Below are 24,860 nucleotides of genomic sequence, written 5' to 3' on the forward strand. Positions count from 1 at the left end.
ATTAACGACCTCCAACAGGCACTGGATCTTTTGTTTTCTCATCACCAAACACAAGTGAATTTGGTTTTTCATTTAATTGACGTAACACCGGTTGAAGTTCAGTCATCACAGCTTCAAAACGAGTTAAAGCACCTTCAAGATTCTGATAGGGTGCTGCATCAGGACCAAAACCATTAAGTGTTGTCTGAATTTGTTTAAGGCTCGCACGTACATCACCAGGTAATGCTTGCGTATCTTTTTGCTTTAACAACCGATCTAAATCGTTGATCGTTGTTTGCATCGTAGCCATGGTTTTTTCAGACGCTTTTAACGTTGCCGTCATTGAATTTAATGTATCTTCAACAGGCAATTTATTAAATTTATCCAATAAGTTTGTTAGCTGCTTTTGTACTTCAGCTAAATCACCCGTTTTAGTTGGGAATATGTCATAACCATCATATTCCAACGCGTGTATTGGTTTTTCACCTTTATAGACATCAGTACCAATATATAACGCGCCCGTCAGCAAATTACCGGTTTTCAATGTTGCCCGTAAACCTTGCTTAAATTCTTTTTCAAGATTTGCATGCAATGACGCTAATGTACCTTCATCGGTATGATCATAAACACGCCCAAGATCAATACGAACTAACACTGGAATCTGCTTGCTGGTGAAACCTTCTTGGCTTGTAGGTAGACGTAATGGTACTTTTTGAACCGTACCAATTTGAATACCGCGATATTCAATAGGAGCACCTGCTTTTAAACCACGAATGGATTCACTAAATAGCATCACAAAATCAAGATGTTGTTCAAACATTTTTTCACGAACTTCAGCCGCATTATCATATAAGCGATAGTATGCTTTTTGCTTTAATTGTGAGCTGCCTTGATCATCAACAGGGGTCGTAAATGTCACACCACCTGTAATGAGCGATTCTAATGAGCCAATTTTGACGTTGAAACCTTCAGCACCCACCTTAACTTGAACACCTGAAGCTAAGATGAAATCACTACTAGTACGTACCAAACTATCATAAGGTTCGAAAATAAATAGTTGATAATTAGCACGTTTACTGTTGATATCAAAACTCACTTGTTCAACACGACCAACAGTAAATCCGTCATAAAGAACGGGATCACCAACGCCTAATTTACCCGCTTGGCGACTGGTTAAAATAACCCGTAATCCTTTTGCATCCGCAGGAGCAACAGGAGGGACATCTAAAGCAACAAAATGGTGCTTATCTTGTTTTCCTTCACCCGGCTGCATTTCTATATATGAGCCAGAAAGCAAAGTATCTAAACCTGAAACGCCCCCTTTTCCTATACGTGGCTTAACCACCCAGAATAAGGTGTCATTTTTAAGCATACGCCCAGTATCATTGTCCATCTGAGCCGTTACGGTAATATAACTATAGTCTTTACTTAATTGGACTTTAGTTACAACACCGACTTTAACATTTAACGATTTAATCGCGGTTTTACCCACTTCAATACCCGATGCATTCGGTAATCGAAGAGTAATCACCGGTCCTTGGCTATTAAGGTATTGAACAAACATCCAAATACCAATAGCTAGTGCAACTAATGGAACAATCCATATTGGCGACACTTGCTTCAAACGTTGTACTTTAGCCTCAGTCGGCTGGTTATCACTCATCATCTGCTTTCTCATTTATGTACACTAGGCACTACTGAATTGGATTCAGTAGCATCTAACTCTGAATCTTGTTTACACACTTTACTTTTAGATGTCCAAAATACTCGTGGATCAAAGCTCATGGCTGATAGCATTGTAAATATCACTACAATTGCAAAGCATAACGCTGCCGGACCAGGAGAAATTGCCATTACATTTTGTAACTGAACTAAAGCCACTAATATGGCAACCACGAAAATATCAACCATTGACCAACGACCAATAAATTCTGTTAAACGGTATAACTTCAACCGTTTAATTGCTATATGGGTTGAATCATCCGGCCGTTTACCTGCACAAAAATATAACCATGCTAAAGTAAACATTTTCGCCATCGGAATAAAAATACTTGCCATAAATATCACTAACGCAATCGGCCACGACCCCATTTTCCAAAGTAATACCACCCCGCCAAGGATCGTTGAGCCTTCAGTTTGTCCTAAACTCACGGTATACATCATTGGATATAAATTAGCAGGAACATAAAACACGATTGATGCTAATAAATACGCCCATGCATACTGTAAAGAGTGATTGGCATTAAAAACATGCAATCGACTATCACAACGTAAACAACGCGCATGGTGAGTTGTCGGCATAGGATTTATTTGATTACAAGCATGGCATCCAACATGGTTGTTATCTACATGAGTATCACCATTATGGACACCGTCTATCGACTTCATCGCAAAAAACTGATCCCACAACCATGTTCTATCAACTAACGAAACACATTTAATAACTAATACGCTATAAAGACAAAAAGCCCAAAATGAATAGCCTAAGCCAATATGTGCTAGTGCTGATATTTTAACAAGGCTCACTAAAACACCAATTAAAAACACGTCAACCATTAACCATGGTTGGATTTTAAATAATATTCTGCATAAAAATTTAATCCAACGATGTGCATGATTAATATGACCAATATGCTTTACTTTATGGGCACAAAAATAAAGATATAAGACTAATACTATATACGCTGCTGGAAAAACAATTACCGTTGTCATTAACAAAATAGCTAATACACTATTTTCAAAATGTTGTAATGTTTCTGCTGCATTTAGGAGCGTTATTTGATGCCCCATCCCATTAACAGTAAAAGATAAGAATGGAAATGAGAGACTTAATGCTAACATGATCAAACACGCAACACCGTAAGCAACTGGGCGCTGAAAAGGCAAGCTAACCGCTTTTATTAAAGTATGACCGCACCGAGGGCAAGTCGCTTTTTCACCTTCATTTAAATTAGGAATGTCAACGACTAAGCCACACTCTTCACACGCAATCATCATTGATTGTTGCACGTCAATCGCCTTTCGTGCGAGTTTAATTTCTTTACTCAACGTACATCACCTATGATAAAAAATCTGATAGTATAATTTACTAACATGCTAAATATCATTAAAAAAACAAACACCTGTCCAACGAAATATCGCCGACCAACCCAAACTACGTTATAAATAAGACTCATAGTAATAAACAGTATTTTTTATGTCCACTAACACATTACAATCACGAGTTATCTCACGATGAGACTTTATTTTGAACGGTATACATTATAGCAGTATTCTTAGTTAATATTGTATTACATTTAATCTCCATTCGTTTTCACTTATCGTCAATGCATAAGAAGGAACAACATGAGGCCATAAAAAGACAGTCATGTAACACCTAATCATTTTATACTCAAAAGACATTAAACCTCACTGGTTAAACCAGTGTTTATCACTACATTTAATTTAAAGTATGATTAATTGTTACAAATAAAGACTATTTATAAGTATATGAAAACATGTAAAATAATTATTCATATGTATAGATACATTATCTGATTAAAAAGACACCATCGAATGAACATTAGCCATAGTATTAGAAAAAAAATAACCCAGTACATTTTACTATGTCTAAGCTTATTAATCATATTCAACATTACCTATTGGTCATATAACCAATATAGTAGCATCAATAATTTACTCACAAGGAATAGAACTGTAACAGAAAATAATGTTGCTACTATTATCAGTAAACATACAAACTTACTCACAGCTATTTCTAATGATGATATCGTTAAAAATCCATCACTATTACTATCGCAACGTATTGAGTTTGTTCGCTCTTACCAAGAAGCTTTTAATATCGAAATATTAGGTATTAGTGACATAAATGGCAATGCTGCCACAACATACCGTGATAGCATGGAAAATATAAATTATCGTAGTTATTTCAAACAAGCCATACAACAAAACAAACTGATTATAAGTAACTTAATCTACTCCCCTATTTCTAATAGTTATATTTATATCATATGTATACCTTTTTCTAGTTCAAGCAATGATGGGGTTATTTTTGCTTCCGTATCATATGCTGAAATAAAAAAAGCACTGGCTTACCAAGAAAATACGAGTATTAAAAATAATATTTTAAATGAATGTATTGCTGGCAATAATAATTGTAGAAATATAAATATACTCAAGAGTGATAAACTTTATTCGTCACTAGATAACAATAAAATATCTCTTAATATTAGAAACAAAAAAATATTCAGCTATCATGCTATTAATAGTAACCATCAACTTGAACTATTAACCCTCCGCCCTCTAAAAAACACACCATGGTATTTAGTATCAACACTTAATTACAATCAATATCTAAACGAACGATTTATTTTTGTTATTATTAATATTTTAATATCTATACTGACATCAGTGGCTATTGGCTATTATTTAATGAAAAAAATCGCCGTTATCACATCACCTATTGATACATTTATCAAAGAAAGTACATTTATTGTACCGATGCAATCTGAATCAAAAAACGACAATATCAATATAAATCATCACTTTAATAATATTATCAATACAACTAAAGACGGTGTCTATTGCTCTCGTACCAATTTATTGAACCGTAAATATTTTATTCAACACGCTAATATCATGATTCAAAAACGTCATAATGACTTTGCTTTACTCTTTATTGATCTTGATAACCTTAAAACAATCAATGATACTTTAGGTCATCATTATGGTGATGATGTTATTAAGATGTTTGCTCAACATGTCACATCATTTTTTAATCAACCGAGTGATTTAATGGGTCGATTTGGTGGCGATGAATTTATCGTATTAACAGATAACTTCAGCAGTGAAATAGATTTAATCGCTAAATTACAATCACTTAATACTGAACTCAGTGGTTCAGTTAGTAATGGTAATATAATTATTCCATTTTCAGCATCCATTGGCGTTGCACTCACTGACAACAATACACGAGATATCGAACAATTAATTATTAATGCTGATAAAGCAGTCTATGACAGTAAAAAGAAAGGTAAGAATTGTTATAGCTTTTATGTTAACCATTAAAAAAGCCCCTAATGTTATTAGCATTAGGAGCCTTTATCAAATGGTTATCTTTTAATCTTGTTGCACTTCTGGTATTGGAAATAAGCGGTCATAAGCAATGTTATAAACATATGCATAAATAAGATAAAAAAGCACCATACCTATATCAAGAACAAAAGCCTGCCATAAGGTAACTTTTAGTACCCATGACAAAATAGGAATAGTGACAAAAAGAAGTCCAGCTTCAAATCCAAGACTATGAATAATACGGATAACAGTTGTTTTTACTGCTGTTTTATAACGACGATAAAGCATACGATCAAACCATATATTATAAATATAGTTCCAACCTGTCGCTAAAATTGAAAAAGCAATCCCTACTACGCCAACATGACTACCATCAAATCCTAATTGACTTAAGACACCCACCAATAAAATTAAGCCAATAATTTCAAAACAAACCGCATGGCGAATACGATCCAACCGCGTTCTCATCAAAAATTTCCTCAGTACATTTATTTTTTATAATCGATAGCTTTTGTGGATATCACTATAAATGTTTTTTTACTCTTAACAAGCTAGAATCCATCCGAAAAACGGATAGATGACCTATTTGTCTAACAATTCAGAAGCCTTGTAACAACGAGGAGCCACCGTGGTTGTCGATGCTAACATATTTGAATACATTGATTTTTGTAATACTTCTTTATCGGCTTGCAGTTGCATAACTCGCTGGCGTAACTGTTCTATAACCACTTGAGAATCATGCTGTTTTTTTGATTTACGTTCTAATTCAAGAAAGAGTTCTTCCACATCAAGACTCTCCGTTTCAGTTATCTTTTGTGATGCAATCAATGTGTGTTGTCGTTGTTCAGCCTCAATCGCAAGCTGTTTTACAAACGAACCCATTTCATCAGCAGATCCAACCAAACGATTAAATATCAATAAAAAAGAACAAATTTCCTCATCTGTAGAAAAATTGGGATAACGTATTTTATGATCGATTTCAGTCCAAGCTTCTTCAAAAATAGTTCTAACTTGTACTTCTGTAAAAATACGTCGTTGCTGTAACTCACTGCCAAAGACATAATGTAATGACCGATAGCCCGCTGGGTGTATTTTTACTTTAATATCTTTGGGTAATTTGGCAAAAACTTCATCATCGCCACTTCTTACATAAAAGACAGGCGGCTCTTCATACTGCCACTTGCTGATTAAATAATCATGAATCGCTAACCCATCATCTTTAAATAAATGTAATGCTCGTACCCCAATAAGGTCAGTAACAATTTCATCATAATTATATTGATTAATACCGAGATATTTAGCTTTAAACGTTACACTATGAGACTGCGTCTTTCTGACGATTTTCTCCATGAGATGTTGCGGGTTTTTTACTCGCCAGCGTACAGAATGAACATGAGAGCACTGCTGAATAATACCAGCATAGGATTCAGCAGTAAGATTCAACGCTTCTGTTCGTTGCTCATGACATAGCCCTATCGCTTTTAATGTCGACCACGTAATTGGGCTAGCTTGCCACTGCTGTTGGGTAATTCGATTATTGTGCAGAAACTCATCTTCTGTCAAAAGAGCAATACTCATTGCTAACTCACTTATTGATAAATAACACTTATATATAAACGCTAACGATAAATTAAATAATACATCGTATGTTATTTTAATAACCGAATTAAATTATGCCTTTTGCACATTAACTTCAAGTTTATACAAATTTTAAAATGATAACAAAGTTACCACTAATAAAATTAACCCATGATTGAATAGCTGGTTTTAATGACTCGCTGGTAATAATCATCAATCGAAGCCGCTAATGAAAAATGATAAAAAGCATATAACGATACATGGTCATATACCTCATATTCACTACGCTGCCAAAAATCGATATAAAGACAATCTTTCTCTACATCATGACCTATTTTTTTGATTACATCAGAACTCACAACAGACCAATTAATCATTCACATTTACACCAATATTATTGAATAATTAATCATGCCAAAAGCGCTGTAATATACCTACATTTTTTTGATTTTCACTATTATTGCAGTCAAAAACGGCACTTGAGTAACGCTTAATCGAGTTCTACTAGTCACTTTAATGTCGCTCACGTAAACTGAGGATATTATTTTCGTGCTCAATCGTTTAAGGATTTAGTCACAACATGAAACGTATTCCCACTAATATCATTACAGGTTTCTTAGGCGCAGGTAAAACTACCTCAATTCTTTCGTTACTGGCACGTAAACCTGAACACGAAAAATGGGCGATATTAATCAATGAATTCGGCAATGTCGGTGTGGATGGTGCTATTTTAGAGCAACAAGGGGCTATCATTAAAGAAGTCCCTGGCGGTTGCATGTGCTGTGTTGCAGGCTTACCGATGTCTGTTGGCATTAACGCGCTACTGGCGCAAAAACCTGACCGACTATTGCTTGAACCAACAGGCTTAGGTCACCCTAAAGAAGTGATCCACAAATTAACCTCAGAAAGCTACCGTAACTATGTTGATCTTCGCGCAACGATTACTGTTGTGGATCCGCGCCATTTTGCCGACAACGTTTATACTGATAACGTCAATTTTCAAGATCAACTCGCACTCGCCGATGTGGTCGTAGCCAATAAAATTGATCAATGTGACGATTTTGATTTATATACTTTTCAAACCGCAATGGAAAAAGCTGAACCTAAAAAAGCATTAATTGCCGAAGTGGAACATGGTCGACTTGAGTTGGAATGGCTCGATATTGAACGCACAGATCGCCAAGCGCAACATAGTCACCATCATCATGGGCATGACCAAACTGAACCATTACCTGAACTAGAATTAGCCCCTGGTCAGCAATTTATTCGTAAAGAAAACCACGGTCAGGGTTATCACAGTTGTGGTTGGTTCTTTGCCGCTGATCAATTATTCGAATTTTCAAAATTATTCAGTCTATTTTCTAACCTCAGCGCTAACCGTATTAAAGCGGTGGTTAATACTGAAAATGGCTGCTTTGCCTTTAACGTCGTCAATCAAGTGGTATCGGTTAACGAACTCTCACTTGAAGGCTTTGAATCACGCATTGAAGTAATTGATAACGAGATCCTACCGTGGGATGAATTAGAGAATATTCTATGTTCGATTACAGCCAATACTGTCGCTAAATAATCCCATTTATTAGCACTTATCGATCCATTGCTTATACCGATTGCAGTAATAGTGAGAATTTTTATCACTTTACTGCTACGTTATAAAATAGAGCTCATAAAAAGAAGGGAGCACAGATGCTAAACCCTAATACTGCTAAAACAGTCATTGATCACGCGCTATTTCTTGGGGCTGACTTTGCTGAGTTATTTGTCGAGCACCATCAATCAAGTTCAGTCCAACTTATCTCTGCTGAGATTGATAAAGTCAATTCAGGCATTGATTTTGGTATTGGTATCCGCCTATTCTTTGGGCATAAAGTCCTCTACGGTTACACCAATAGCACTGATGAAGAAGAATTAAAACGTGTTACTTCTTTACTGGCTGCAAAAGATAAACGCGACCAAATATTAACGGCTGGCTCTTTAGATTTAAGCCGTTATAACAATAAACATAGTTGTCAATTACCCCTTAGCCAAGATACCAATATGGCGGCTAAAATTGCCTTTTTACGCCAAGCAGATCAAGCTGCTCGTGCTGAAAATGAAAAAATAGCCCAGTTTATTGGTAGCGTTGCTCAACGTGAACAGCAAATCGAAATTTTTAACTCCGATGGCCTTCATATTGGTGACACTCGCCACTATACCCGTATTTCGGCTAATGCTGTGGCGCAAAATGGCACTGAGCAATCTACAGGCTATGAAGCACCCGGTGCGTTTACTGGTTGGGAATTTAATACTCATGTTGACGCACAGAAACTCGGCCATGATGTCGCCCAACAAGCCATGGTTAAACTGTTTGCAGAAGCCTGTCCATCCGGTGAAATGCCCGTCATTATAGGCAATGGATTTGGTGGCGTTATCTTCCACGAAGCCTGTGGTCACTTACTTGAAACAACCTCTGTCGCTAAAAAAGCCTCAGTTTTTCACGATAAAATGGGTGAAATGATTGCCAATTCGGTTGTTAGTGCTGTTGATGATGGCACTATGACCAATCAATGGGGTTCAATTAACATTGATGATGAAGGTATGGAAACTCAACGTACTCAATTGATTAAAGACGGTCAACTGACCAGCTTTATGGTTGATCGTATGGGGGGGTTAAAAACAGGCTTTGCACGTACAGGATCAGGTCGTCGTGAGTCTTATAAGTTCGCCCCAACATCGCGTATGCGTAATACCTTTATTGAGCCAGGCACAAGTACACTCGATGATATGCTCGCCGGTGTTGAGCGTGGTATTTATGCTAAGAAAATGGGCGGCGGATCAGTTCAGCCTGGTACGGGTGAGTTTAACTTTGCCGTCCAAGAAGCATATTTAGTTGAGAATGGTAAAATCACTAAACCACTAAAATCTGCAACCTTGATCAGTACGGGTCCTAAAGTATTAAAAGAAATTAGCATGATCGGTAATGATTTTGCCCTTGCTGCTGGTATGTGTGGTTCGGTTAGTGGCTCAGTACCGACAACCGTGGGTCAAGCGGCATTAAAAGTGGATAATATTCTTGTGGGAGGTGGCAACTAATGGCAGATCAAAACGCACTACAACAGGCTATCGATTACGTCCTTGATCGTGTTCAAGCAAAAAATGCCGCTGCCGATGTCATTGCAAACCGCAGTAATAATTTTTCATTGAAAGCCAACCAAGGTGAACTTGACGAATATAAAGTCACTTCAGGTCAAGTGATTGGTGTGCGTGTGATTAAAGATCAACGTACAGCCACCAGTTATTCTGAATCACTGGATCTCGCAAGTCTTGACTTAATGGTTGATAATGCCCTAACCAATACACAATATTCTCAACAAGACCCGCATCAAAACATCAGTTGCCTTGATAGCCAACTGGCGACAATAGACCCTGAAGTTTATCAACTTGAAACCGCAACCGTTGATGAAAAGATTGCGCTTGCATTGTCCCTAGAGCAAGGTGTCGTTAGCAAACCTCACGCAACCAGTGCGCCTTATAATGGTTTTGCTGAATCTGATAGCCATGTCATTTTAGCCAACACTCAGGGAACATTGTGCAGCCACAGTGAACGCTCAACATATTGTTATGCTTATACGCTTTATGAAAAAGACGGTAAACAAGCAATGCATGGTGGCATGTCATCAGGACGTGTATTTAATCAGTTAGATTCAAGTTACTGCATTAACCATGGTTATGATATGGCACAAGCATTGTTGGACGGTGCTCCGATTGCAAGTAAACACTATTCAGTGATCTTTACACTCAGTGCATTAAGCAGTTTATTTTCTGCGTTTGGGATGTGCATGTCTGGACAAGCGGCCATGAAAGGCATCAATCCTTGGCGTGATTCGCTTTACACTCAAGTAGCCAATCCATTACTAACAATCACAGATACCGCTTATATTAATGGTGGTTTTGCCATTAAAGCATTTGATAGCGAAGGTTTTGCAACACGTGACACGTTATTAATCGGTGACGGTAAACTGCAAAGCTTATTACACAATAGTCATACAGCGAGTTATTTTGGAATTGAGAATACCGCAAATGGATCTCGTTCAGCCAAAGGTGGCTTAGGCGTTAGTGCTCGTCATACAGTTATCAGTGCAGGTACTAGCTCTGAGGCAGAAATCACCGCGGGTGAATACCTCGAATTAGTAGAATTGCAAGGTGTCCATTCAGGTGCTGATGCGGTAAGTGGTGATTTCTCATTTGGTGCTAGTGGCTTTTTATGCCGAGATGGACAGCGAGTACAACCTGTACGAGGCATTACGGTTGCAGGTAATTTCTATCAAATGATCAAAGAAATTGAGGCGGTAAGTAGTCAATTAGAAAATGATTACAATCGCAGCTTTTATGCTCCGAAGATCCGTTTCTCTCGCTTGAATATTGCAGGAAAATAATACAATTTAACTAGATTAAACCTTACTGATGATCTTCTTCAGTAAGGTTTTTTTTTGCGCTAACTCAAATACTTGTCCATTATTATCGTTACAACTAACAATCCCTATTATTAGATTTAAAATCTTTCACAAAATGCGATAACATAGAAAAAACACCTAATAAGAATGAGAATAAGACCATGAATCTTACCGCCATTGCGACACTACAAATTGATAATAAAATGTTTGCTAATCCTCGTCGTATCGCGCTATTAAAAGCCATCGATACCACAGGCTCAATCAGTCAAGGTGCAAAATTAGCAGGCATTAGTTATAAAGCGGCTTTTGATGCGATTAAGGATATGAATAGTAATAGTGAACAACCACTTGTTAATAGTGAAAAAGGCGGGAAAGGTGGCGGAGGTGCAACACTGACGCGCTTTGGTCAACGTTTAATACAAATGTATGACCTATTAAATAAAATTCAAGATATGGGCTTACAAGCACTCAATGACGATAATGCTCCGCTTGATAGTCTACTCGGTGTCATGAGTCGCTTTTCATTACAAACCAGTGCGCGTAATCAATTATTTGGACATATCTCTGCCATCGAAACCCATGACTTGCATGATGTCGTAACAATTGCTATTACAGACCAGCATTATATTCAAGCAACAATCACCCATGGCAGTACCCTACGTTTACAGCTAAAACAAAATAAAGATGTAGTAACGTTAATTAAAGGCCCTGCAATTACTGTTTGTAGTGAGGAAAATCTCATTCATGGTAAGCGTGATCGGTTCGATAACCAATTACTCGGTACACTGACTGCGATGAAGCAAGATCGTCAATCAACAGAAATAACGATCAATCTTACCGATGAAATAAGTATTTGTGCTTTTGTTGATAATCAAGATCTTATGGATGAAACCTTACGCTTAGGAATGCCAATTTACGCATTATTCCATTCAACTCACGTTATTGTGGCAAGTATGTACTAAATAACACTCAGTCATAACCCAATGCTCAAAGGAGTGAGCGTATATTATTGGATATTTTTTATGACCCTACGCTACATTTAGTTGAAAATGCATTGTAATTAAACCCCTTATTAATACAGTTGGTAAAATTAGCATAGTCTTCATATTGCTGCATAATAAGCAAGCCACAGGCAATCAAGACAAATCCTAACGTCATTATATTCAACCATATTTTCTGTTGCTTTAATGAACATAAAAAAAGCACGACTGATAATGGCACACAGGCAAGACTGAACATCCATAGTGTTGATGATGAAAATATCATTAAATAACCGTTAAACTGCAACTAACACTTAAAAGCATTTTAAGGCTTTTTCTGCAAAATATCTTATCATGAATCATAAATATACTTATTTGACAAAAAAATGACACAAAAAAGGATATTTTAAAATTTAATGCTGTTTATATGAACTATTGATACTGACTAATCATTGTTCCTGTCGGTATAAGTTACCAACAGATACAATGATTTTATAATAACGTTGCATCATAGGCATCATAGATTGAGAGTTAAATAACAAGCCCACCATCCACTTTTAATACTTGCCCGGTAATAAAGCTTGATTGAGCACTAGCTAAAAATAATGCACAGTTGGCAATATCTTGTGCCTTACCCATACGCTGAAGTGGTGTTTTAGATGTCATATGGTTAATCACTTTTTCTGGTAAATCAACCGTCATTGGTGTTTCTATAAATCCAGGAGCAATACAATTTGCACGTATTTGCGCCCCTTTACGCGCAAATTCTTTCGCCCAAGATTTTGTCATGGCAATCACACCCGCTTTGGTTGCGGCATAATTGGTTTGACCGATATTGCCGTCAGTACCTACAACCGATGACATGGTAATAATTGACCCCGTCCCCGTTTGCATCATCATCGGAGCAATAGCCTGAGTCATGTTAAACACCCCTTTTAGATTAACATCCATGACCAAATCCCAATCAGACTCTGTCATTTTATCAATCAAATTATCACGGGTGATCCCTGCATTGTTAACCAACACATCGATATGACCATATTGTTCTGTTAGCTGTCTCACCGCTTCTGCTACACCTTGCCGATCACAGACATTGAGTTCTAATGCGGTGACGTTTGGAAACTGCTGTTCTAAATCTGCCATCATGCCCATGTTCATATCACAAGCAATAACACGTGTTGCATTTTGACGCGCAAATGTTTCAACAATACAACGGCCAATTCCTTGAGCTCCACCTGTTACAAGACATACTTTATCTGTTAGCATATTTTTCCCCTTATGATATTTATTCCCTTCCTATGGCCTAATCAAACTAAACCTTAGCGCTTACTATGAGTCTAGATAACTCTGGCCTAAACATTAGGCTCAATATTGCAAGACACAATTTCAAAAATAAGACAGTTACAATTAAATTTAACCATTAGTGAATGCAACAAAACACGTATTACGTATACTTTGATCATAGGATGTAATCTCAATAAAGCGATGACGCAGGGAAAGCAATGTTAGATAAAATTATTTTTTTTCTTCATGTAGTGCGATGCCAGTCAGTCACGGAAGCGGCCAAGCAATATGGTATTTCGGCATCTGCTGGTAGCCGTTGGATCACTGAACTCGAAGAAATGATGGGAATAAGCCTTGTCAAACGCACCACTCGAAAGATTTCAGTCACTCAAGCCGGACAACATTTATTTCAACGCTTTACGCAAATTAATAATCAAATTACCGATGTACTCAATGAAATTCAAAATATCAGCCAAGAAGATAGCGGCACCATAAAAGTTGCCTGTACACCGTTGTTTGCTAAATATTATTTAAGTGAAATTATCGGGGAATATGTCAGTGATAACCCCAATATTAATTTTGTGGTCATTGAAACAGCATTTGAAGTTGATAATGTTCATGAAGTCGATTTTGCGATACGTGCTAATGCCACTTATCGAGGCTTTCAAGACAAAGATAGCTTATTGGTAAAACGAACCTTGTTACGCGAACCACTGAAAGCCTGTTGCTCTCCAGCGTACATAGCACGTTATGGACAACCTGTTGTACCTAATGATTTAAAAAAACATTTATGCTTATTTGCCACAACGTTAGTGGGCGGTAATCGTTGGATTTTTGAACAAAATGGCGAATATAATTCAGTTCAAATTTCACGTACTGTTGAAGTCGATGACAGTGAAATTTTAAAAAACATTGCACTTGCTGGCGGGGGAATTGCGTATTTACCCTACAGTTTAATTCAAGATGATTTACAACAAAATAAATTAGTCTCTGTACTTAACAACTATATTAGCAGCGAATTTGAACTGAGTTTGTATTATAAACCAAGAAAATACATGCCAGCCCGCTGTGCTAACTTTAAAGAACATTTACTCAAACGAGTGACGGATATAAACCTAAGCCGTAATGTTACTTAACGTTGTCAAAAAACACATACAAAAAAGCCAGACTTTCGTCTGGCTTTTTTATTGTACTAGCGCAAATTATGCATCAGTACGTGGTTTACGGTCGCCCGCTGGACGTGCTGCAGCAGCACCATCACGGTTACCACGGTAGCCACCACGAGTGTCGTTACCACGGTTGCGATCGAAACGACGCTCGCCACCACGCTCACCACCACGGTTGCCTTCGCGATTGCCGTCACGGCTACCACGATGACCAGTACGCTCACCGCTACGGTTTGCATCACGGTTACCAGTACGTGGACGATGTTCACGTAGTACTTCACCTTCAACAACAACTGCTTTAACGTCATTCTGGCGAATACGTAGTTTCTTCAGTTGCTCTGCCACTTCTGCAGTCATCTTCTTAGGAAGTTGAACAAAAGTATGAGAAGGAGCAAGTTTAATCGCACCGATGAACTCTTTGCTTAAGCCAAGTTCGTTTGCGATTGCGCCAACGATATCTTTAACTTGAACACCTTGCTCACGGCCAACTTGTAATTGGTAAGTATCCCAATCAGCGTTGTTGAAAGTGCGACGTTCGCCACGCTCACCACCACGCTCAGGACGATCACCACGACGCTCGCCACGATCAGGACGGTCACCACGACGGTCGCCACGATCACTACCACGGTCATCACGGTCACCACGACGCTCACGACGTTGTGATTCACGCTCAATAGCAGCGATCATTGGATCTGGACCTTTATAGAATAAAGGACGGTTACCTTGCTGACGCTGAAGAAGCATTGCCGCTAGTGTCGCTGCATCAACATCAATTGACTCTTGTAGTTTTGCTACAAGTTCAACGAATGCTTCAACATTAGTTTGTTCTTTTTGTGCAGCCAGTTCTTCACCTAAACGGTTCAGACGAGATGCAGCAACTAGATCACGTAGAGGAAGTTGAATTTCTTCCATACGAGATTTAGTAACGCGCTCGATAGTACGTAGCATGCGGATTTGGTTAGTACGAACCAATAGGATCGCTTTACCTTCACGTCCAGCACGGCCAGTACGACCAATACGGTGAATGTATGATTCAACATCGAATGGGATATCGTAGTTGAATACGTGTGTAATACGTGCCACGTCTAGGCCACGTGCTACAACGTCAGTTGCAACTAGAATATCAATCACGCCACGTTTGATATGATCAACAGTACGCTCACGTAGCGACTGAGGAATATCACCGTGAAGTGCCGCAGCTTTAAAGCCACGAGAAGATAACCAATCAGCTAGACGCTCAGTATCTTGACGAGTACGAACGAATACGATTGATGCATCAGTGTTTTCAGTTTCAAGAAGACGACTCATTGCTTCGTCTTTCTCTACGCCTTTAACAATCCAAAATTGTTGAGACACTTGAGCAACAGTACGGTTTTCACCTGCAACGTCAATGCGTGCTGGTTCACGTAGGAAACGGTCAACGATTTCTTTAACGATTGGAGGCATAGTTGCAGAGAAAAGCACACGTTGTGCAGTTTCTGGCGCTTGTTCCATGATCCAAGTAACGTCGTCAACGAAACCCATTTTTAACATTTCATCAGCTTCATCAAGAACGAAAGTTTTTACTTCGTCTAAGAAAAGTTGCTTACGTGAAATAAGGTCTTTAACACGACCAGGAGTACCAACAACAATGTGAGCACCATTTTTCAGTGCACGCATTTGATCAACGATTGAAGCACCGCCGTAAATCTCAAGAACCTTAAGGCCTTTGATATTTTGACCAAGTACTTTGATTTCTGCAGCAACCTGAATTGCAAGCTCACGTGTTGGAGCCATAACAATAGCTTGTGGCTTATGCTGAGAAAGATCAATTTTGTTCAGTACAGGCAACGAGAACGCTGCTGTTTTACCAGTACCTGTCTGTGCTTTACCAAGCGCATCAGTACCAGTTAAAAGTAGAGGTATTGACGCGGCCTGAATAGGAGTAGGCGATACAAAACCCATTGAGTCAAGTGCAGACAATAGTGTGTCGGCCAAATCTAGTTGGCGAAATTCTGTAACAGTTTCTTGCATTGGGATCCCAATATATGATCAACTTAAAAACGGGGCCCCTTTGCTACAGAGGGTTCTGCAACAGCAACCACTAGCACGGGCCTCGACTAATAGGGGGCGTATTGTGGGCTAATACTTGATAAAAAGCTAGAAAAAATTGAACAACGTCACAAAATAAGTCACAAATAACCATTTATTGAACAAATAGTACACCTGATAAACATTTTGATATTTCTTATAGATTATCAATTGACTATGTTGTTGAAAATACGAGCAATCCTATTAATACAATTCTTGGCTTTTCCCATTAAAGCTAATTTTTTATCAGACGAAGGTAATCTTTTATCCCTCTTTTTATATTACAGCCCCAGTATTCATGTCTGTATAGAAGGTTATTTTTTATGTTTTACTCTTTAATTTAATAATAGTTAGCCACTAGCTATTTAACACATTGTTTTTCAATGACTTTAAAAACAATGTCTGATGCATACTTTTTCACTTCACATAGTGTCATAAGCGAAAAGTGTAAAATATATCGGCTTAAGGCTATTTTTTGTTTCGAATTGATATTTTTATCATAATTGATATTTTTTGTCATATATTGTCATGATTTTTTTATTTCTTGATATAAAACACCAAAAACAACACCTAACCTATTGATTCTATAAATGATGATGAAGCCAAATGAAAAATTAAACAGTCAAATCTTGGTTTTAGATGACCAAAAACGTATAGTGTCTAAGTCGATAATCTGAGACCAGACATAATGTTTCAAGATAACCCGCTGTTAGCGCAGCTAAAAAAGCAAATCCAAGAGACACTTCCTAAAAAGGAAGGTTATATCAAAGCAACAGATCGTGGCTTTGGCTTTCTAGAAACTGATAACAAAGAAAGCATCTTCATTCCGCCGGTATATATGAAAAACGTTATGCACGGTGATCGTGTTATCGCCGTTCTTCGTACCGAAAAAGAGCGCGAAGTTGCTGAACCGCAAGAGCTTGTTGAACAATCAATTACACGCTTTATTGGCCGTGTAAAACTGATTCGTAACCGCCTGCATGTCATTCCTGATCACCCACAACTAAAAGAAGCGATTAAGGCACGTGCAGCAAAAGGTCTTAATCCAGAAACATTAAAAGAAGGTGATTGGGTTGTTGCAGAACTTACTCGCCACCCTCTTGCAGGTAGCAATCAGCCATTTTTCTGTGAAGTGAATGAAAAGATCACTGACAGTAATGACAAAATTGCACCTTGGTGGGTCACACTTGCTCGCCACCAACTACCCAATGCAGAGCCTGCACCACAAGATAGCTGGGCGATGCTAGATGAAGGCATTGAACGCCAAGACTTAACCGATTTACCTTTCATTACTATTGATGGTGAATCAACTAAAGATATGGATGATGCCTTATATACTGTCGCTAATGATGACGGTAGCTATGAAATCACCATCGCGATTGCGGATCCTACCTCTTACATTGCCGTTGGCGATAAGATGGATGATGAAGCACGTGAACGTGGATTTACCATTTATCTTCCTGGCCGTAATATTCCAATGCTGCCACGTGAATTAAGTGATGAATTATGTTCACTTATCGAAAATGAAAAACGCCCTGTTTTATGCTGTCGTGTTTCGATTGATAATACCGGTGTTATTCAAGACGATATCACGTTCTTTGGTGCATGGATCAAATCTCAAGGCCGCTTATCTTACAACAATGTGTCTGATTTCCTTGAAAACGGCCATTGTGATAACTGGACACCGAATGCCGTTATAGAGCAACAAATTGTTGCACTACAAGGTTTTGCAATATTACGTTCTGATTGGCGTATGGCAAATGCGGTGGTATTCCCAGATCGCCCAGATTATCGCTTTGAGTTAAGTGAAGATAACGACGTTGTCGCTATTCATACTGACTTACGTCGTATTGCTAATCGCATGATCGAAGAAGCGATGATCACTGCCAATATTTGTGCAGGGCGCGCTTTACAAGAGAAGTTTGCAACGGGTGTATTTAACGTTCATAGCGGTTTCCATCAAGAAAAACTTGATACTGCAATGGAATTTATTACCAATGCCGAAGCACCGTTTACTAAAGAAGAAATTGTTACTTTAGAAGGCTTCAGTGCGTTACGTCGTTGGTTAAATACCTTAGATAGCACTTATCTTGATAACCGTTTACGTAAATTCCAAGCTTATAGCGAAGTGGCTAATACACCAGCGCCACACTATGCAATGGGACTGGATGTTTACGCAACATGGACATCTCCGATTCGTAAATATGGTGATATGATCAACCACCGTTTACTTAAAGCCCTAATCACAGGTAACGAGCCTTCGCAAAAACCTGATGATAACGTGGGTGATGAGATTGCTAATCATCGTCGTCATCACCGTATGGCTGAACGTGACGTATCTGATTGGTTATATGTGCGTTTACTTAAAGATGCAGTGAAGAAAGAAACTATCTTTAAAGCTGAAATCTTTGATATCAACCGCGCAGGTATGCGTGTGCGCCTACTTGAAAATGGCGCAGCGGCCTTTATTCCAGGCTCGCTCATTGTTGATAACAAAGAACGTATTGTCTGTAGCGGTGAGCTTGGTATTATCAGTATTGATGGTGTTAAAGAATACCAACTAGGTGATACTTTTGATGTGAAACTAGCGGAAGTTCGCGCTGCAACACGTCAATTAGTAGCTAAACCTGTACAGCAATACCCAGCGCCTAAAGTCACTCCAGCGCCGGAACAAGCTGCAGACGCACCAGAAAAAGCATAACGATGTAAATCGGCTTTACGTTACTACAAGGCCAGTGTTCACTGGCCTTTTTTTTACCTTTGACACTATTATTCCAATATAAATCATTCAAAGAAGCCAGCACTCAATGTCAAATCATACTCCAGCAAGCGATAACAACAAAAACAACACGCCAGAACAAATCCAGCTTATCGAGCAACAAGTAAAACAGTGGCTTGAAGATGTCGTCATCGGGCTTAATTTATGTCCATTTGCCGCTAAGCCTAATCGCAATAAGCAAATTAAAATATTTGTGAGCGAGGATGATAATGAAAATGACCTGCTTGAAACCATTTACATGCAGTTCAAAGAGCTAGATGAAACCCCACCAGAAACACTGGAAACCATTTTAGTGGTAGCACCTTTCTTATTTGAAGAATTTGATGACTACAACCAATTTCTAGATCTTATTGAAGGGCTTGTAGTGCAATTAGGTAAAAGCGGCACCTATCAAATTGCGAGCTTCCACCCTGATTACTGTTTCTATGGTGCTGAACCTGATGATGCGGAAAACCTAACTAACCGTTCCCCCTACCCTGTATTTCACCTTATTCGTGAAGAAAGCATGGCAAAGGTGATCAAGCACTACCCTAATCCAGAAGCCATTCCAGATCGTAATATCGAATGTGTTGAAAATTTAACCCCAGAACAAATGCGTCAGTTATTTCCTTACCTGATCAAATAACGACATGCTTTACATTACCCACTGCCATTCAATCACGCGTTGAATCTGTAGCAATAAAATGACGGCAATATCGAGTTATTGTCGTTATTTATTTGTTATATTAATAACCTACTCGATTTTTTGTTTAGGGCTCATTGTTAAATGTTATTATTATCTCATTTGCGTTCACCCAATACTCGCTTTGTCCTCCCCTTTTTCATCACCGCATTGATGGTTATGAGCTACCCTTTGTTGACCCCTTTTATGGTGACTTATTCACAATTATGGATCAACCTGCCTTTTATCTTGCTCGGTGCCGTCATCATACTCAATAACAAGCAACCTCAAGCTCAAAGTGGGTTTGTTGCTATCATCATGTTGGTTGCTTATAGCGTTATTCTTTTTTGGCTACAAACCTCATTAGCCAACACTGACACTAAATTGATTTTTTGTCTTTTAGCCGCATTATTACCGATTAACCTGCTGTTGCTCCGCATTATTCCTCCTTTTAAACTCCTCTCGTTAGCGACAGTAGCACTATTATTAGTACTTGCCATCCAATGCGGAATTGGCGCAACTATTAGCTATTTCTATCAAGAAAACTTTTCAAGTTGGCAACAGATCCACCTCTTTACCTATCACAACATTTCATCATTACCGTTGATTTTAATTATCTTTAACCTTGCCGTCTGCTGCGGTTCTGGCGCATTAGCCATTAAATATCATCGGCGGATTGATCAGCATATCTTTATCTGTAGTTTATTAACGACAACCACATTTATCTTTTTCCACTACCTGTTTATCTCAAGCAGTGCATTTATTGTCTGTGCTCTCTTTCTCTTATTCGATCTCGGCTATGGCTACTATCAACAACAATTCCGCGATCCATTAACCCAACTTGCTGATCATCGAGCTTTTGCGCAAGCACTACCGCGATTACCCCAAAATTACACGATGGCAGTCATCGATATTGATAACACCACTAAAATTATTGATAAACATCATCCACAGGCCATTAGTGATATTCAACGTTCTATTGCTTCCTTATTAGCTCAGCACACTCAGCTTTCAGCACATCTTTATTTTGTATCACAACAGTTTATCGTGATTTTTGAACATAAAAAAGTCATTGACTGTCAACCGATAATAGAACAACTACAGCAAAGTATTAGCATCGAAAAACATATTATCGAGCCCATTATTATTGAACCGCAGTCAGACCAAACTGAAACTAAAATAAAAAAAATACGTAAAAAAACAATAAAAGTAAGTGTCAGCGTGGGGATCTGTGTATCTCATGTCGAGCAAACGGCGACGGCGGTTTTACAACAAGCAATCGATGTATTACAGACAGCACAGCGAACCAATAAGAAAAAAAACCAAATCTATATCGCTGTTAATAATAACAGCGTTTAAAAACACATACGGCTCCGCCAACTACCTCATTAGAAATTTGGTATAAAATGATAAGGGGTAGTTAATTTATCGAGAGCAACTCATGGGAGGATTAAAATGAACAACCAAGATAGAATTGAAGATATGGAACAAAAAATATCCATTGCCTATCAAGAAGGTCATTTTGAGCAGGCTAAAGCCCTTGAAAAAACACTCAAACGTATTCGTGGTCATCATAATTTATACGATGAAAACGATCCATACTCCCTAGAAGGCCGAATTTTTAACGACGATGAGTAATATATCAATGGATAAGTAAAGATCTTTATCTTTCTTATCCATTGTATAAATTTATCCATTTGGCACGACTACTGAATCTCAGCATTATTCGCTTGTTCGTGTAAAATAGCACCTGTATACAAATCCATTTCTAATTCAACAGCTTCGCCGGCTTTATTACGCGCTTTGATTACAATTTCATTATGCTTACGTTCGACTTTTATCATTCTAAAATCATAATAACCATTCGATTCAAGTTGTTTCATTGCAGAAGGAACGCTCAGCATTTCCACCACAGAGGTATCAATCGGATCAGCATTAACCACATAGCTTTGTAATAAACAGCACATACTACTGCTAATAAACAATACTTTTATACTTCGAATCACCTCTACCCCTTAATAGCATGATTGCTATGCTTAGCATTGACCATTTGAGTATTACTTTCTTTCAAGCAATAACTGCACCAATAATTGAAATAAAGTGATGTGATTTATACTTTTATCAGATTATATTAATACGAATGATAATGTATTCGCAAACTATGATATCAATAAAAATCCATCCAAACAGTAGCCTATAATAACTTATCGTTTCATGGCAATGAGTACTAATAGTGCTATATCCACCGATATTGCCATTATGGAACATCATCTATTTATAAGGATAACATTATGTCAGTATTACATCGTATCGAAACTGATAGCATGGGTGATATCGAGGTGCCCAAAGACGCGCTTTATCAAGCACAAACACAACGCGCAATCAATAATTTCCCTATCAGCGGCTTAACGATGCCAAGTGCCTTTATTCAAGCGTTGGCCTATATTAAACAAGCAGCGGCACGTACTAACCTTGAACTTCAACTACTTGAGGATCAAACAGCACATGCGATTATTGATAGTTGCCAATTGATTATTGATGGCAATCACCATGACCAATTCCCCATTGATGTATTCCAAACCGGATCGGGTACCAGCTCCAATATGAATGCCAACGAGGTGATTGCAACATTAGCCTCACAACAATTAGGGATCACGATCAGTCCTAATGATGATGTTAATCGTGGTCAAAGCAGTAACGACACCATTCCTACCGCTATTCAAGTCAGTGCTGCCTTAACGTGCCACCAGCAATTATTACCCGCTTTGATCCATTTAGAACAAGCATTAGAAAAGAAAAGCCAGCAGGTAAATCATTGTGTAAAAACGGGACGTACTCATTTAATGGATGCGATGCCGATTACTCTTGGACAAGAACTCAGTGGCTGGCAGAGTCAAATTGAACATGCTCGACATGGTATTGAACTGGCATTAGAAAATGTTTCTGCATTAGCACAAGGTGGTACTGCTGTTGGTACAGGTATCAATACCCACCCCCATTTTGCGGCTATCTTCGCAAAAAATATCGCCATCGCAACAGCAGTGCCTTTTTGTACCAGCAGTAATTTCTTTTACAGCATGAGCAGTCAAGATGCTGTCGTGGCTTTATCGGGGCAATTAAAAACCCTTGCCGTTGCTATCATGAAAATATCCAATGATCTTCGTTGGATGAATGCAGGCCCACTGGCGGGTTTAGGAGAAATAGAATTAGAGCCACTCCAGCCTGGTTCATCAATAATGCCCGGCAAAGTCAATCCTGTGATTCCAGAAGCAGCGGCAATGGTAGCAGCACAAGTAATAGGTAATGACGCAACCATTACGATTGCAGGTCAATCAGGGAACTTTCAACTTAATGTTATGCTACCTGTTATTACCTATAACTTACTCCAAAGTATTACCTTATTAGCCACAACGGCCACTCAATTAGCAGACAAGGCGATTACAACATTCACTGTCCGCGAAGAACATCTTAAACAGGCTCTCAGTAAAAACCCGATTCTTATCACGGCATTGAATCCTGTTATTGGTTATTTAAAAGCGGCCGCAATTGCCAAGAAAGCGTATAAAGAACAACGACCGATTATTGATGTCGCAGAACAAGAAACTGATTTAACGCGCACCGAGCTTGAATCATTATTAGATCCTAAAAAACTCACTCAAGGTGGCATTGCTAAATAACGTATATTCTCATCGTTAAATAGAAAACATTGTTCAGTTTTTAGGCGTTACTCTACTTAATGTTAGTATTAAGCAATAAATCACTGTCATTACTTGTCCAAAAATCAAACTGGATGTAACGTATAATATAAATAGACGCCAGTTCAACACTGTGTACTGGGTATCTTTATACAAGCAAAGAGCATTCTTAATGAAAAAATTTGTTTTAGCCGCCGCTATCGCATCAACACTATTTTTAGCAGGTTGTAGTGATAAAGTTGACGAGTCCACAATTACTAATGTTGTTCAAACAAGCCAATATGAGCAACCTAATCTAGGTATTACTGCAGAAACGACGCCTTTCGCAGTGAAAAACCTTAAGATTACTAAAGTATTACTTGATACTAAAACAGACTATAAAGCAGAAGTAAGCTACGATTTAGTTGCTAACAAGAGCCTAGAAGAATTTAAAAGCTCAATGAAAGCACTAGCAGCTAAACCAAAAGTGCCTGCAACAGATTCGACAACCGAAGCTAAAACAGACGACATGTCATCAGCGTTACATACATTAAAAAATAATCTAGCAGCTGAAGTAATGGTTGTTGCATTTAGTGCTAAATACGGTGATTTCAAAGCAGGACAAACCGTTGATACTGTTAATGAAAACGTATCACTGAAAAAAGTAAATGATCAATGGGTTAAAGATTAATTTTCTAACCATAAATCACAAAAAACCGCCTCTTTTGAAGGCGGTTTTTTTATACATTTTTAAACACTCTATAGTAAATACTATTTATCGATTGGAAATAATTTCCCTTCAAAAACAGTACCATAAATTGGAATGTCTTTTAATTTTTTCAACTCAACCTTATAAGGGTCTTGTTCTAAAATAGTAAAGTTTGCAATCTTACCTGTTTTAATGCTTCTTGCTCTGTACCAACATAAACAATCTTACCATATTGGCTCGTTACTACGGCCTCAGCTGTCGGTTGTTTGTTTTCCATAGTGATAATTGGACCACCATAAAAAATCGTTGTCATTGGTGCTTTTGATGGTGTAGCAAACGCAGAGTGGGAAGCTACTGATGCTAAAAACAATAACGAAGATGCTATCTTGGTATATTTCATAAGTATGATTTATCCTTAAATCTATAATCCATTAAACATATACTAACCACCTGTAAAAACAGAAAAAAACTACT

At 38.2% G+C, this 24,860-nt stretch carries 21 protein-coding genes; 12 read left to right on the forward strand and 9 right to left on the reverse strand.

Going from position 1 to position 24,860, the window contains the following annotated elements; genetic code table 11:
- Position 1: 1 nt before the first annotated feature.
- Positions 2–1,642 (reverse strand): intermembrane transport protein PqiB, encoded by a 1,641-nt coding sequence (gene pqiB / locus BTO21_RS15085; protein ID WP_045029664.1) that lies wholly within the window; start codon positions 1,640–1,642, stop codon positions 2–4.
- Positions 1,643–1,653: 11 nt separating this feature from the next.
- Positions 1,654–2,976 (reverse strand): paraquat-inducible protein A, encoded by a 1,323-nt coding sequence (locus BTO21_RS15090; RefSeq protein WP_045029665.1) that lies wholly within the window; start codon positions 2,974–2,976, stop codon positions 1,654–1,656.
- A 558-nt stretch (positions 2,977–3,534) separates the two neighbouring features.
- Between BTO21_RS15090 and BTO21_RS15095 the strand changes: the two genes are divergently transcribed.
- On the forward strand, positions 3,535–5,046 hold the full coding sequence (locus BTO21_RS15095) for a diguanylate cyclase domain-containing protein (RefSeq protein ID WP_105026894.1): 1,512 nt from the start codon (positions 3,535–3,537) through the stop codon (positions 5,044–5,046).
- A 51-nt stretch (positions 5,047–5,097) separates the two neighbouring features.
- Here the strand turns inward: BTO21_RS15095 and BTO21_RS15100 are convergent, their stop codons facing one another.
- The 3 genes from BTO21_RS15100 to BTO21_RS15110 all read right to left on the reverse strand — a co-directional run bounded on the left by BTO21_RS15100 (position 5,098) and on the right by BTO21_RS15110 (position 7,007).
- Positions 5,098–5,520, reverse strand: a complete 423-nt coding sequence (locus tag BTO21_RS15100) for a PACE efflux transporter (protein WP_045029582.1) — start codon at positions 5,518–5,520, stop codon at positions 5,098–5,100.
- A gap of 114 nt (positions 5,521–5,634) precedes the next feature.
- A complete protein-coding gene (locus tag BTO21_RS15105; RefSeq protein WP_105026895.1) occupies positions 5,635–6,630 on the reverse strand; it encodes a RelA/SpoT domain-containing protein in 996 nt (331 codons plus the stop codon).
- 164 nt (positions 6,631–6,794) lie between these two features.
- On the reverse strand, positions 6,795–7,007 hold the full coding sequence (locus BTO21_RS15110) for a KTSC domain-containing protein (RefSeq protein ID WP_045029583.1): 213 nt from the start codon (positions 7,005–7,007) through the stop codon (positions 6,795–6,797).
- 203 nt (positions 7,008–7,210) lie between these two features.
- Between BTO21_RS15110 and BTO21_RS15115 the strand changes: the two genes are divergently transcribed.
- The 4 genes from BTO21_RS15115 to BTO21_RS15130 all read left to right on the forward strand — a co-directional run bounded on the left by BTO21_RS15115 (position 7,211) and on the right by BTO21_RS15130 (position 12,025).
- Positions 7,211–8,200, forward strand: coding sequence for a CobW family GTP-binding protein (locus tag BTO21_RS15115; protein WP_045029585.1), 990 nt, complete (start codon positions 7,211–7,213; stop codon positions 8,198–8,200).
- Positions 8,201–8,316: 116 nt separating this feature from the next.
- Entirely contained in the window at positions 8,317–9,702 is a 1,386-nt protein-coding gene (locus tag BTO21_RS15120) for a TldD/PmbA family protein (RefSeq protein WP_045029587.1), read from the forward strand.
- Positions 9,702–11,045: a TldD/PmbA family protein gene (locus tag BTO21_RS15125; protein ID WP_045029589.1), complete on the forward strand. Its 1,344-nt coding sequence runs from the start codon at positions 9,702–9,704 to the stop codon at positions 11,043–11,045. The genes BTO21_RS15120 and BTO21_RS15125 overlap by 1 nt, the downstream gene beginning before the upstream one ends.
- A 179-nt stretch (positions 11,046–11,224) precedes the next feature.
- Positions 11,225–12,025, forward strand: a complete 801-nt coding sequence (locus BTO21_RS15130; RefSeq protein ID WP_045029590.1) for a TOBE domain-containing protein — start codon at positions 11,225–11,227, stop codon at positions 12,023–12,025.
- A gap of 549 nt (positions 12,026–12,574) precedes the next feature.
- Here BTO21_RS15130 and fabG read toward each other — a convergent pair.
- Complete coding sequence (fabG, locus tag BTO21_RS15135; RefSeq protein ID WP_045029592.1) at positions 12,575–13,309, reverse strand: 3-oxoacyl-ACP reductase FabG; 735 nt, start codon at positions 13,307–13,309, stop codon at positions 12,575–12,577.
- A gap of 236 nt (positions 13,310–13,545) precedes the next feature.
- Here fabG and BTO21_RS15140 point away from each other — a divergent pair, with 236 nt between their 5' ends.
- A complete protein-coding gene (locus tag BTO21_RS15140; protein WP_045029593.1) occupies positions 13,546–14,463 on the forward strand; it encodes a LysR family transcriptional regulator in 918 nt (305 codons plus the stop codon).
- 66 nt (positions 14,464–14,529) lie between these two features.
- Here the strand turns inward: BTO21_RS15140 and BTO21_RS15145 are convergent, their stop codons facing one another.
- Positions 14,530–16,506: a DEAD/DEAH box helicase gene (locus BTO21_RS15145; protein WP_045029595.1), complete on the reverse strand. Its 1,977-nt coding sequence runs from the start codon at positions 16,504–16,506 to the stop codon at positions 14,530–14,532.
- Between the two features lie 745 nt (positions 16,507–17,251).
- Between BTO21_RS15145 and BTO21_RS15150 the strand changes: the two genes are divergently transcribed.
- From BTO21_RS15150 to BTO21_RS15165, 4 genes are all read left to right on the forward strand, one after another.
- The gene (locus BTO21_RS15150) at positions 17,252–19,264 is read left to right on the forward strand and encodes an exoribonuclease II (protein WP_045029596.1); all 2,013 of its coding nucleotides are present in this window, start codon (positions 17,252–17,254) and stop codon (positions 19,262–19,264) included.
- Between the two features lie 106 nt (positions 19,265–19,370).
- Positions 19,371–19,967: a DUF1415 domain-containing protein gene (locus tag BTO21_RS15155; RefSeq protein ID WP_082056857.1), complete on the forward strand. Its 597-nt coding sequence runs from the start codon at positions 19,371–19,373 to the stop codon at positions 19,965–19,967.
- Between the two features lie 141 nt (positions 19,968–20,108).
- The gene (locus tag BTO21_RS15160) at positions 20,109–21,362 is read left to right on the forward strand and encodes a nucleotidyl cyclase domain-containing protein (RefSeq protein ID WP_065191846.1); all 1,254 of its coding nucleotides are present in this window, start codon (positions 20,109–20,111) and stop codon (positions 21,360–21,362) included.
- A gap of 96 nt (positions 21,363–21,458) precedes the next feature.
- A complete protein-coding gene (locus BTO21_RS15165; protein ID WP_045029599.1) occupies positions 21,459–21,641 on the forward strand; it encodes a hypothetical protein in 183 nt (60 codons plus the stop codon).
- A 68-nt stretch (positions 21,642–21,709) separates the two neighbouring features.
- On the opposite strand, the gene BTO21_RS15170 is transcribed toward BTO21_RS15165, so the two are convergent.
- Complete coding sequence (locus tag BTO21_RS15170) at positions 21,710–22,009, reverse strand: PepSY domain-containing protein (RefSeq protein ID WP_232572575.1); 300 nt, start codon at positions 22,007–22,009, stop codon at positions 21,710–21,712.
- 285 nt (positions 22,010–22,294) lie between these two features.
- Between BTO21_RS15170 and BTO21_RS15175 the strand changes: the two genes are divergently transcribed.
- Together BTO21_RS15175 and BTO21_RS15180 are read left to right on the forward strand one after the other, a co-directional pair.
- On the forward strand, positions 22,295–23,680 hold the full coding sequence (locus BTO21_RS15175) for a class II fumarate hydratase (protein WP_045029601.1): 1,386 nt from the start codon (positions 22,295–22,297) through the stop codon (positions 23,678–23,680).
- Positions 23,681–23,870: 190 nt separating this feature from the next.
- Positions 23,871–24,368, forward strand: a complete 498-nt coding sequence (locus tag BTO21_RS15180; protein WP_045029602.1) for a hypothetical protein — start codon at positions 23,871–23,873, stop codon at positions 24,366–24,368.
- Positions 24,369–24,543: 175 nt separating this feature from the next.
- Here the strand turns inward: BTO21_RS15180 and BTO21_RS15190 are convergent, their stop codons facing one another.
- Positions 24,544–24,786 carry a hypothetical protein gene (locus BTO21_RS15190; RefSeq protein WP_045029605.1) on the reverse strand — a complete coding sequence of 81 codons (243 nt, stop codon included), beginning with the start codon at positions 24,784–24,786 and terminating at the stop codon, positions 24,544–24,546.
- Positions 24,787–24,860 lie beyond the last annotated feature (74 nt).

Origin of the sequence: Photobacterium phosphoreum (assembly GCF_002954725.1) — a bacterium.
GTDB classification, from domain to species: Bacteria; Pseudomonadota; Gammaproteobacteria; order Enterobacterales; family Vibrionaceae; genus Photobacterium; species Photobacterium phosphoreum.

Bases quoted from the DNA above. Each gene is read 5' to 3' on its own strand.
- BTO21_RS15100 (WP_045029582.1), bottom strand. From the start codon at position 5,520: ATGAGAACGCGGTTGGATCGTATTCGCCATGCGGTTTGTTTTGAAATT.
- BTO21_RS15120 (WP_045029587.1), top strand. From the start codon at position 8,317: ATGCTAAACCCTAATACTGCTAAAACAGTCATTGATCACGCGCTATTT.
- BTO21_RS15145 (WP_045029595.1), bottom strand. From the start codon at position 16,506: ATGCAAGAAACTGTTACAGAATTTCGCCAACTAGATTTGGCCGACACA.
- BTO21_RS15125 (WP_045029589.1), top strand. From the start codon at position 9,702: ATGGCAGATCAAAACGCACTACAACAGGCTATCGATTACGTCCTTGAT.
- pqiB (WP_045029664.1), bottom strand. From the start codon at position 1,642: ATGAGTGATAACCAGCCGACTGAGGCTAAAGTACAACGTTTGAAGCAA.
- BTO21_RS15190 (WP_045029605.1), bottom strand. From the start codon at position 24,786: ATGAAATATACCAAGATAGCATCTTCGTTATTGTTTTTAGCATCAGTA.
- BTO21_RS15160 (WP_065191846.1), top strand. From the start codon at position 20,109: ATGTTATTATTATCTCATTTGCGTTCACCCAATACTCGCTTTGTCCTC.
- BTO21_RS15115 (WP_045029585.1), top strand. From the start codon at position 7,211: ATGAAACGTATTCCCACTAATATCATTACAGGTTTCTTAGGCGCAGGT.
- BTO21_RS15150 (WP_045029596.1), top strand. From the start codon at position 17,252: ATGTTTCAAGATAACCCGCTGTTAGCGCAGCTAAAAAAGCAAATCCAA.
- BTO21_RS15105 (WP_105026895.1), bottom strand. From the start codon at position 6,630: ATGAGTATTGCTCTTTTGACAGAAGATGAGTTTCTGCACAATAATCGA.
- BTO21_RS15130 (WP_045029590.1), top strand. From the start codon at position 11,225: ATGAATCTTACCGCCATTGCGACACTACAAATTGATAATAAAATGTTT.
- BTO21_RS15090 (WP_045029665.1), bottom strand. From the start codon at position 2,976: ATGATGATTGCGTGTGAAGAGTGTGGCTTAGTCGTTGACATTCCTAAT.
- fabG (WP_045029592.1), bottom strand. From the start codon at position 13,309: ATGCTAACAGATAAAGTATGTCTTGTAACAGGTGGAGCTCAAGGAATT.
- BTO21_RS15175 (WP_045029601.1), top strand. From the start codon at position 22,295: ATGTCAGTATTACATCGTATCGAAACTGATAGCATGGGTGATATCGAG.
- BTO21_RS15140 (WP_045029593.1), top strand. From the start codon at position 13,546: ATGTTAGATAAAATTATTTTTTTTCTTCATGTAGTGCGATGCCAGTCA.
- BTO21_RS15095 (WP_105026894.1), top strand. From the start codon at position 3,535: ATGAACATTAGCCATAGTATTAGAAAAAAAATAACCCAGTACATTTTA.
- BTO21_RS15180 (WP_045029602.1), top strand. From the start codon at position 23,871: ATGAAAAAATTTGTTTTAGCCGCCGCTATCGCATCAACACTATTTTTA.
- BTO21_RS15165 (WP_045029599.1), top strand. From the start codon at position 21,459: ATGAACAACCAAGATAGAATTGAAGATATGGAACAAAAAATATCCATT.
- BTO21_RS15110 (WP_045029583.1), bottom strand. From the start codon at position 7,007: ATGATTAATTGGTCTGTTGTGAGTTCTGATGTAATCAAAAAAATAGGT.
- BTO21_RS15155 (WP_082056857.1), top strand. From the start codon at position 19,371: ATGTCAAATCATACTCCAGCAAGCGATAACAACAAAAACAACACGCCA.